This window comes from Neisseria sp. P0019.S003, assembly GCF_051957115.1.
Lineage (GTDB): Bacteria > Pseudomonadota > Gammaproteobacteria > Burkholderiales > Neisseriaceae > Neisseria > Neisseria flavescens_D.
On the sequence record NZ_JBQCWT010000003.1, the window covers coordinates 364501 to 373730 of the forward strand.

Here is a 9230-nt window from a genome sequence, read left to right on the forward strand (position 1 = left end):
ACACTGGTGCCGACGGTAAGAACGCTGAAGCCGACGTTAAAGACAACGGCAACGGTACTCATACTGTAACCATCAAAGACGGTAACGGTAACACCACTACTACCATCGTTAAAGACGGTGCAACTGGTGCCAAAGGCGATACCGGCGCAACTGGTGCAACTGGTGCTAATGGTAAGAACGCTGAAGCCGACGTTAAAGACAACGGCAACGGTACTCATACTGTAACCATCAAAGACGGTAACGGTAACACCACTACTACCATCGTTAAAGACGGTGCAACTGGTGCTAAAGGTGACACTGGTGCCGACGGTAAGAACGCTGAAGCCGACGTTAAAGACAACGGCAACGGTACTCATACTGTAACCATCAAAGACGGTAACGGTAACACCACTACTACCATCGTTAAAGACGGTGCAACTGGTGCCAAAGGCGATACCGGCGCAACTGGTGCAACTGGTGCTAACGGTAAGAACGCTGAAGCCGACGTTAAAGACAACGGCAACGGTACCCACACTGTAACCATCAAAGACGGTAACGGTAACACCACTACTACCATCGTTAAAGACGGTGCAACTGGTGCCAAAGGCGATACCGGCGCAACTGGTGCAACCGGTGCCGACGGTAAGAACGCTGAAGCCGACGTTAAAGACAACGGCAACGGTACTCACACTGTAACCATCAAAGACGGTAACGGTAACACCACTACTACCATCATTAAAGATGGTGCAACTGGTGCCGACGGTAAGAACGCTGAAGCCGACGTTAAAGACAACGGCGACGGTACCCACACTGTAACCATCAAAGACGGTAACGGTAACACCACTACTACCATCATTAAAGATGGTGCAACTGGTGCTAAAGGTGACACTGGTGCCGACGGTAAGAACGCTGAAGCCGACGTTAAAGACAACGGCGACGGTACTCACACTGTAACCATCAAAGACGGTAACGGTAACACTACTACTACCATCGTTAAAGACGGTAAGAACGCTGAAGCCGAAGTTAAAGACAACGGCGACGGTACTCATACTGTAACCATCAAAGACGGTAACGGTAACACCACTACTACCATCGTTAAAGACGGTGCAACTGGTGCCAAAGGTGACACTGGTGCAGATGGTAAGAACGCTGAAGCCGACGTTAAAGACAACGGCAACGGTACCCACACTGTAACTATCAAAGACGGTAACGGTAACACCACTACTACCATCGTTAAAGACGGTGCAACTGGTGCTAAAGGTGACACTGGTGCCGACGGTAAGAACGCTGAAGCCGACGTTAAAGACAACGGCGACGGTACTCACACTGTAACCATCAAAGACGGTAACGGTAACACCACTACTACCATCGTTAAAGACGGTAAGAACGCTGAAGCCGACGTTAAAGACAACGGCGACGGTACTCACACTGTAACCATCAAAGACGGTAACGGTAATACCACTACTACCATTGTTAAAGATGGTACAGCTGCAGCTAAGGGTGATACCGGTGCTAAAGGTGATACTGGTGCGAAAGGTGATACCGGTGCTACTGGCGCTAAAGGTGATACCGGCGACAATGGTAAGTCAGCTGAAGCTAAAGTTACACGTGATGATGCTAAAGGTGAAACCACTATCACTGTTAGAAACCTGGATAAAGATGGCAAAGTCATCGGTACCACTTCTGAAGTTGTGAAAGATGGTAAAAACGGTAAGTCAGCTGAAGCTAAAGTTGAACCTGGTACAGATAAAGGTACTTATACTATCACTATCAATAACTTAGATAGAGACGGTAAGGTCATCTCTACTACTACCGCAACCGTGAAAGATGGTAAAGACGGTAAAGATGGTAAAGATGCTGATGGCACCTTCGGTTTGCGTGATGAGGAAAACAAAGAAATCACCAAACCACTGAATAACACTATTCAGATTAAAGGTGATAAGGGTACTAAAGTTCAAGTATTCGACAAAGCAACCGGTAAGACTTCAGAGGAAGTAGTTCAAAACATCTTCGTTAAGAAAGTTGGCAAGGGTGATAACGAAGCGCTGCAAGTCAGCATGAACCCTGATCTGACCGTTAACAGTGTTACTACTAACGAACTGAAAGCAGGTCCTGTAACCATCAACAAAGATGGTATCGATGCCGGCAACACTACTATCCAAAATGTTGCTCCAGGTAAGAAAGGTACCGATGCGGTTAACGTTGACCAGCTGAACCAAAAATTCGGCGATGTGAACAGCAATGTGAACAAGGTTGACAACAACGCCCGCGCAGGTGTGGCTCAAGCTCTGGCTACTGCCGGTCTGCCACAAGCTTACTTGCCAGGTAAGAGCATGCTGGCTATCGGTGGCGGTCACTACCGCGGTGAAACCGGTTACGCTGTCGGCTTCTCTAGCATCTCCGATGGTGGTAACTGGATCATCAAAGGTACTGCTTCCGGTAACTCACGTGGTCACTTCGGTGCTACCGCAGCAGTTGGTTACCAATGGTAATCTGACTTTCAGACGGCCTGAAAAGGCCGTCTGAAAAGACGAAGCAAAGTAAATGCGGCCTAATTTAGGCCGCATTTTTTTATACTTAGATTATGTGTTGGGTTTATTCGATGAATTGATCATCATAGTAGCTAAAGAGAAATGAATATATCTTTAGCAGTCTGTTGCAATTTAAAAGGCCGTCTGAAACATCATTTGATGTTTCAGACGGCCTTTCATTTATTCGCACGATATGCCATTAATCCCAAATATTTGCGCGTTCGACTTCTTTCCATGCGTCTAAAATCAGGCTGCCGTCGTTGTCTTTCAGCAAAGTAGTATCTGAGAGCATACGGCGCCAAGTGCGGGCATTTTTTAGGCTGTGCATCAGGCCTAGGGCATGGCGGACGATATGGCGTAGGATGGTGCCGTGTCCTAAGGCGATTTGTTCGCGGCTGTATGCGTATAGCCAAGCTGCTAAATCTGCGTATTGGATTTGTGCGTGTGCGTCGTTGTAAAACAGTGCATCCCAATCGCGCATCAGCATTGGATTGTGATAAGCCTCGCGCCCGATCATGACACCATCGACAAATTTCAGATGTTCGGCGATTTCTTCATTGGTGGTAATGCCGCCGTTAACCAAAATTTCTAAGTCGGGGAACTCTTGTTTCAAGCGGTAGACGTATTCATATTTGAGTGGCGGGACTTCGCGGTTTTCTTTCGGGGATAAACCATCCAGCCAAGCATTACGTGCATGGACGATAAATGTGCGGCAGGCTGTTTTTTCGCGAAGCGTTCCCACAAAATCTGCCACGACTTGATATTCTGTCTGTCTGTCTACGCCGATGCGGTGTTTGACTGTCACCGGAATTTCAACTGCATCCTGCATCGCATTCAAACAATCTGCCACCAAATCTACATCATTCATCAGGCAAGCGCCGAAAGCGCCTTTTTGAACGCGTGGGCTGGGGCAGCCGCAATTTAGGTTGACTTCATTATAGCCATACGCTTCAGCCGCTTTGGTAGCGATTGCCAAGTCATGCGGATCTGAGCCGCCAAGCTGTAAAGCTACCGGTTGCTCGCCTTCGTTGAAACTCAAAAAGCGGTCTTTATCTCCGTAAACTACCGCGCCTGAATTGACCATTTCGCTATAAAGCCAAGCATTGCGTGTAATTTGTCGCGCCATAAAGCGATAGTGTCTGTCTGTCCAATCGAGCATGGGTGCAACAGACAAGCGGCGGGAAGGTAGGGAAGAAGCAGACATTGAGATGACTTTCAAACAAAATAATGCATTATATAGTGTATTAAATTGACTTTCGATATCGGCCGGTAAATCAAAATGATATATAAGGTATCACTGGGTGCAGCCGTGTTGTAGCTAAGGCTAAATCCATTCATGGTGTTGGAAATCCAATATTCAGACGGCCAAATAAGTTTTAAAATGTCAAACAACAAACCATTAGAATGATAAGGAAAAAATCATGGCACAATTTTTCGCCATCCATCCCGATAATCCCCAAGACCGCCTCATCAAACAAGCCGCCGATATTGTCCGCAGTGGCGGCGTCATCGTTTACCCTACGGACTCCTGCTATGCGTTGGGTTGCAAACTAGGCGACAAAAACGCAATGGAGCGCATTCTCACGATTCGCAAAATCGATCAAAAACACCATTTGACCCTGATGTGTGCCGATTTGAGCGAATTGGGTACTTACGCCAAAGTAGATAATGCCCAATTCCGCCAGCTCAAAGCAGCTACGCCCGGCAGCTACACCTTTATCCTGCAGGCAACCAAAGAAGTACCCAATCGCACGCTTCACCCCAAGCGCAAAACCATCGGCCTGCGTGTTCCCGATAACGCCACTGCCTTGGCACTTTTGCAAGAATTGGGCGAACCTATTTTAAGCTGCACCCTCATGCTGCCCGAAGATGAAGAGCCATTGACCGATCCATACGAAATCCGAGATCGTCTTGAACATGCTGTCGATTTGGTTATTGATGGCGGCTGGTGCGGTACTGAGCCGACGACGGTTATCGATATGACCGATGGCACTGAGCTGATTCGTCAAGGCAAGGGAGATATTGCCGTATTCGGTTTGTAAAACCATCCGCGTCTGTATAAGTAGGGATATGCGTATTCTTTCTATGACGTATTAAAAGCATATTGCCAATTTTATTGATAGCTCAAAAAACAAATTATTCAATTAAGCAATTGTTCAAAATTATTTCATCAAAGGCCGTCTGAAATCTTTCAGACGGCCTTTCCTGTTTCTTAAAAAAATAATTCATTTTAAATAAAATTCCGAGCAATTGGCACGTTGCTTGCATGATTACTGTGATTGCTGATGACTTGTCTACGGAATACAACATTACGCTTATTAATAAAAACATGACTGGAGAACTTTTGATGATTGGTTTTTCTGTTCAAACGTCATGATTTTGTTTAAAAATTAAAGATAATCGGTTGATATTTTAGACTAGCGGATATTTTGTAAGTATGAAATACTATACCGTTGCGGGATAGTCAAAAGCCTAAATTTCGTCTCAAAGTGACAATAAACGTCAGCTTGAGACAAGCATTTTGCTGGGAAACCCCTGCATAAATTCTTAAAGTAGCGTCATGCTCATGCTCACGCTTTTACCTATCATAAAAAGAGAAAGACACACCTATGAATAAGATATTTAAAGTTGTTTGGAACCGTACGATTCAATCTTTTGTCGTAACTTCCGAATTGGCCAAAGGCCGAGTGAAATCGTCTGCAGAACAAAACAGTGCAGATGTATCTACCAAATCCGGTAAAAATGGTATTGCGACAGTTTTCAGATTGACAGTGATTTCGGCAGCTCTTTTGGGTGCAGGTAATTCGTATGCGGCAACTGCAGCACGAGGAAAAATTGAATTTGATGCTGTAACCAGTGCGACTGCGGTTAGTGGTGCAACAGCGACCGGTATTGGTGCTCTGTCAGTAGGAGCATCAGCCAATGCTACGGCTAACGGTGCAGTTGCGGTAGGTACGAGTGCAAATGCAACACATAATAACAGCCTTGCTGTTGGTACAAATGCCAAGGCTACTCAAAATCATGCTGTTGCGATGGGTGCAGATACAAGTGCAAGTAGTTCAAATGCAACAGCGATAGGTAAAAGTGCCAATGCTGTTTCTGCAGATTCAACAGCACTGGGTGCAGATTCCAAAGCAAATGGTACGCAAGCGACAGCGGTAGGTAAGAATGCTCTTGCTGATAATACGAGCACAACAGCATTGGGTAATTCGGCGCAAGCATTTGGTATAGGCTCAATGGCTTTGGGCCAATCCAGCACATCAAGAGGTCAAGACGGCATTGCAATTGGCAGCGGCAGTCAGGCTGCAGCCAATGCGCAAAATGCCATTGCAATCGGTACCAATGCAGTGGGTTATCAAAGTGAGTCTATCGCCATAGGTAATTCAGCCCAAGCTCAAACTGGAAATACCATTGCCATCGGTAAAAGTGCAGTGGCAAATTCTCCAGCTTCGGGTAATGCAGCATCAAGTGCTATTGCACTTGGTGCAGACGCGAATGCAACCGGACTTGGTACGATTGCTATTGGACGTGCATCTGGGGTTCTTTCGCAAAATATTATGAATGTGAATGTAACGCACAATAATATTGCTATTGGTAATACGGCTCGAGTAGGCGATTCAAGTAGTTCTAAGATAACTCAGTCTATTGCTATTGGTTCAGGTAACCGTGTTGATCCACAGGGCAGACCTGAGGGTGCGTGGGCAAAGGGAGACCAATCTATTGCGGTTGGCGGCAATGTCTTGGCTAATGGTAATTCATCTGTTGCTATTGGTGGTGATGATTTAGATTCGGTAGGTGGTACTCGATATTCTGGCAATGCAACGGATAAATTCATCAAATATAATGAAAAAGGTGCAAAGACCGGTGAATATACGCTGAGCGGTAAAAGTCTGCGTGATATTTATAAAGAGATGACTGGTGATACGATGTATAGCGGTTCTTATGGTAATACTATTGCCGGTCAAGGTTCTGTTGCATTAGGTGTGCAGTCTAATTCATCTGCCGATTTGTCTCTGGCTATCGGTACCAAATCTCAGGCGACTGCCTTTGGCGGTGTAGCTTTGGGTACAGGTGCAAAAGCAACTCTGCTGAACTCTGTGGCTTTGGGTACGGCTTCTAAAACCGATAAAGAAGGTCAGGCATACGTTCAACGCGAAATTATGGGTGTAACCTACACTTGGGCAGGCGGTCAAACTACCGATGCCGGTGATGTTGTGTCTGTTGGTTCTAAAGGTTACGAACGTCAAATCATCAATGTATCCCCCGGCGATATTTCTGCTACTTCTACTGATGCCATCAACGGCTCTCAACTTTATGGTGTATTGAGTGCAATTGAGCGTGTCCGCTATTTCTCTGTTAAGTCAGAAGAAGGCAAAACTGACGGTACGAAAAACTGGAACAATGACGGTGCAAAAGCAACCAATTCAATTGCTATCGGACCAAATGCGGCAACAAGCACTGGTGCGACGGGTAGTGTTTCCTTGGGTCATAATGCCAACGTACTTGGCGAAGATTCTGTTGCTGTTGGTCCAAATGCAACGGTAACTTCGGGAACTGTTGGCGCTGTTGCCTTAGGCTCTAATGCTAATTCCCGCGGTACAGGTTCTATCGCCATAGGTTTGAATACGGAAAATAATTACAATTACTCTGTAGTCGTTGGTGCTCACAGTAGAGCCAACTATGGAAATGCAACCGTTGTCGGTGCAAGGGCAGCAGCACAAAATAACGGTACGGCAATGGGCTATTTGTCAAATGCAGTCGGTGATGATTCTGTTGCAATCGGTCATCAGGCACAGACAACGCAAGCTTATTCTATCGCCATTGGTAAGCAGGCAAACAGTTCAGGCCTTTATTCCACTGCTATTGGTTCCTCAGCCCAAGCTGCCGGGCAGAATAGTTTTGCCGGTGGTAATAATGCAAAAGCGACTGGAAGCGATTCAGTTGCTTTGGGTAGTGGCGCGACGACTACGATCGGTAGCTCTGTTGCATTGGGTAATGGTGCTGTTGGCACTGCCAATAATTTTGATGCAACAGCTAAAAATGCAACATTCAAAAACGATAGCGGTACGACGACTAATGTCAGCTATGCAGCTTCTTCATCCGCTAAAACAGGCGCGGTTTCTGTAGGCAGCGCAGGCAATGAACGCCAAATTCACAATGTTGCCGCAGGCCGTATTTCCGCCACTTCGACCGATGCGGTCAATGGTAGCCAGCTGTACACCGTTATGAACAATGTTGGACACAATATCCAACAAAACGGTACAGACAAATCTCGTATCAACAACAACGGTACAGTCAACTACGCCGATGGCAATTTGACGACTGTTGCAATCACCGATGGCGAGAATGCATCAAAAGTTCAAATCAATGTCACTCAAGGCACATTGTCTGTCGATAATAATGGCACAGTGTCCGCACCGACTGCCGGTGTAGCGACTGCCGGTGATGTAGCCAATGCCATCAATAATGCCAAAACCACAACTAAGGTGGAGGCAGGCAGTAACGCGCACGTTAATAAAACAACTTCAGGCAAAGAAACCACTTATACCGTCAGCGCAGATAAGGCAACGGTACAAGTTTCCAATGCTTTGAATTTGACCTCTAATACTACAACTGCAGCCGATGGTGCCGTCACAACCGACTACAGCATCGACTTGGCGCAAGACACCAAAGACGACATCCAAAAAGGTGTGGATGCCAAAACCACCGTTGACACCAAAGGCCTGACCTTCAACGGCGACAGCGGCAGCACTAATATCGAAAAACTCGGCTCTACCGTGACCGTTGCCGGCGACGACAACATCACCACCGAAGCCCAAGACGATAAAGTGACGGTTAAGCTGAACAAAGACCTGGTTGTAGACAGCGTCAAAGCCGGCGACACCACCGTGAACAACGACGGTGTGAAAGTCGCAGGCGGTCCTAGCCTGACCAAGTCCGGTATCGATGCCGCAGGCAACAAAGTGACCAACGTGGACGACGGCGACCTCAATGCCAACAGCAAAGACGCCGTCAACGGCAGCCAACTGTTTGCGACCAACCAAAACGTAGCCAACAATGCTGCGACTATCGCCAAAGGCATCAACTTCGGCGGTACGACCGGCAGCAACAACTACGCATTGGGCGACACCATCAACGTTAAAGGCGACAGCAACATCATCAGCGAAACCGTAGCCGGTGGTGCACAGTTGAAACTGGCCAAAGACATCACTGTTGACAGCGTCACCGCAGGCGACAGCAAACTGAATACAGACGGCCTCACCATCACCGGTGGCCCGAGTGTGACCAAGTCAGGCATCGATGCCGCCGGCAACAAGATTACCAACGTTGCCCCGGGTACCGATGACGCCGACGCCGTCAACTACAGCCAGCTGAAACAGCAAAGCGCCGCCGCCCGTACCGAGGTTGCAGCCGGTACCAACATCAAAGACGTGGTAAAAACGACCGGCGCCAACGGCCAAGACATCTACACCGTCAACGCCAAAGGCACGACTGCGAGCGCAGGTTCCGACAAAGTGACAGTCACTGCTTCAGCAGAAGACGCGAACAACGTGACCGACTACAGCATCGACTTGGCGCAAGACACCAAAGATGACATCCAAAAAGGTGTGGATGCCAAAACCACCGTTGACACCAAAGGCCTGACCTTCAACGGCGACAGCGGCAGCACTAATATCGAAAAACTCGGCTCTACCGTGACCGTTGCCGGCGACGACAACA

4 protein-coding genes are annotated in these 9230 nt (G+C 47.4%); 3 read left to right on the forward strand and 1 reads right to left on the reverse strand.

From position 1 onward, the window contains the following. Window positions 1–2471: collagen-flanked surface repeat-containing protein (locus ACTHTS_RS07180; RefSeq protein ID WP_440369635.1), on the forward strand; the 2471-nt coding region annotated here is incomplete at its 5' end. A 238-nt stretch (window positions 2472–2709) separates the two neighbouring features. On the opposite strand, the gene dusA is transcribed toward ACTHTS_RS07180, so the two are convergent. After that, entirely contained in the window at window positions 2710–3714 is a 1005-nt protein-coding gene (gene dusA / locus ACTHTS_RS07185) for a tRNA dihydrouridine(20/20a) synthase DusA (protein ID WP_440369655.1), read from the reverse strand. 217 nt (window positions 3715–3931) lie between these two features. On the opposite strand from dusA, the gene ACTHTS_RS07190 reads away from it, so the two are divergent. Further along, window positions 3932–4552, forward strand: a complete 621-nt coding sequence (locus ACTHTS_RS07190; protein WP_004521114.1) for an L-threonylcarbamoyladenylate synthase — start codon at window positions 3932–3934, stop codon at window positions 4550–4552. A 567-nt stretch (window positions 4553–5119) separates the two neighbouring features. Next, window positions 5120–9230, forward strand: a 4111-nt coding sequence (locus ACTHTS_RS07195; RefSeq protein WP_440369636.1) for an ESPR-type extended signal peptide-containing protein, incomplete at its 3' end; no start/stop codon positions are given.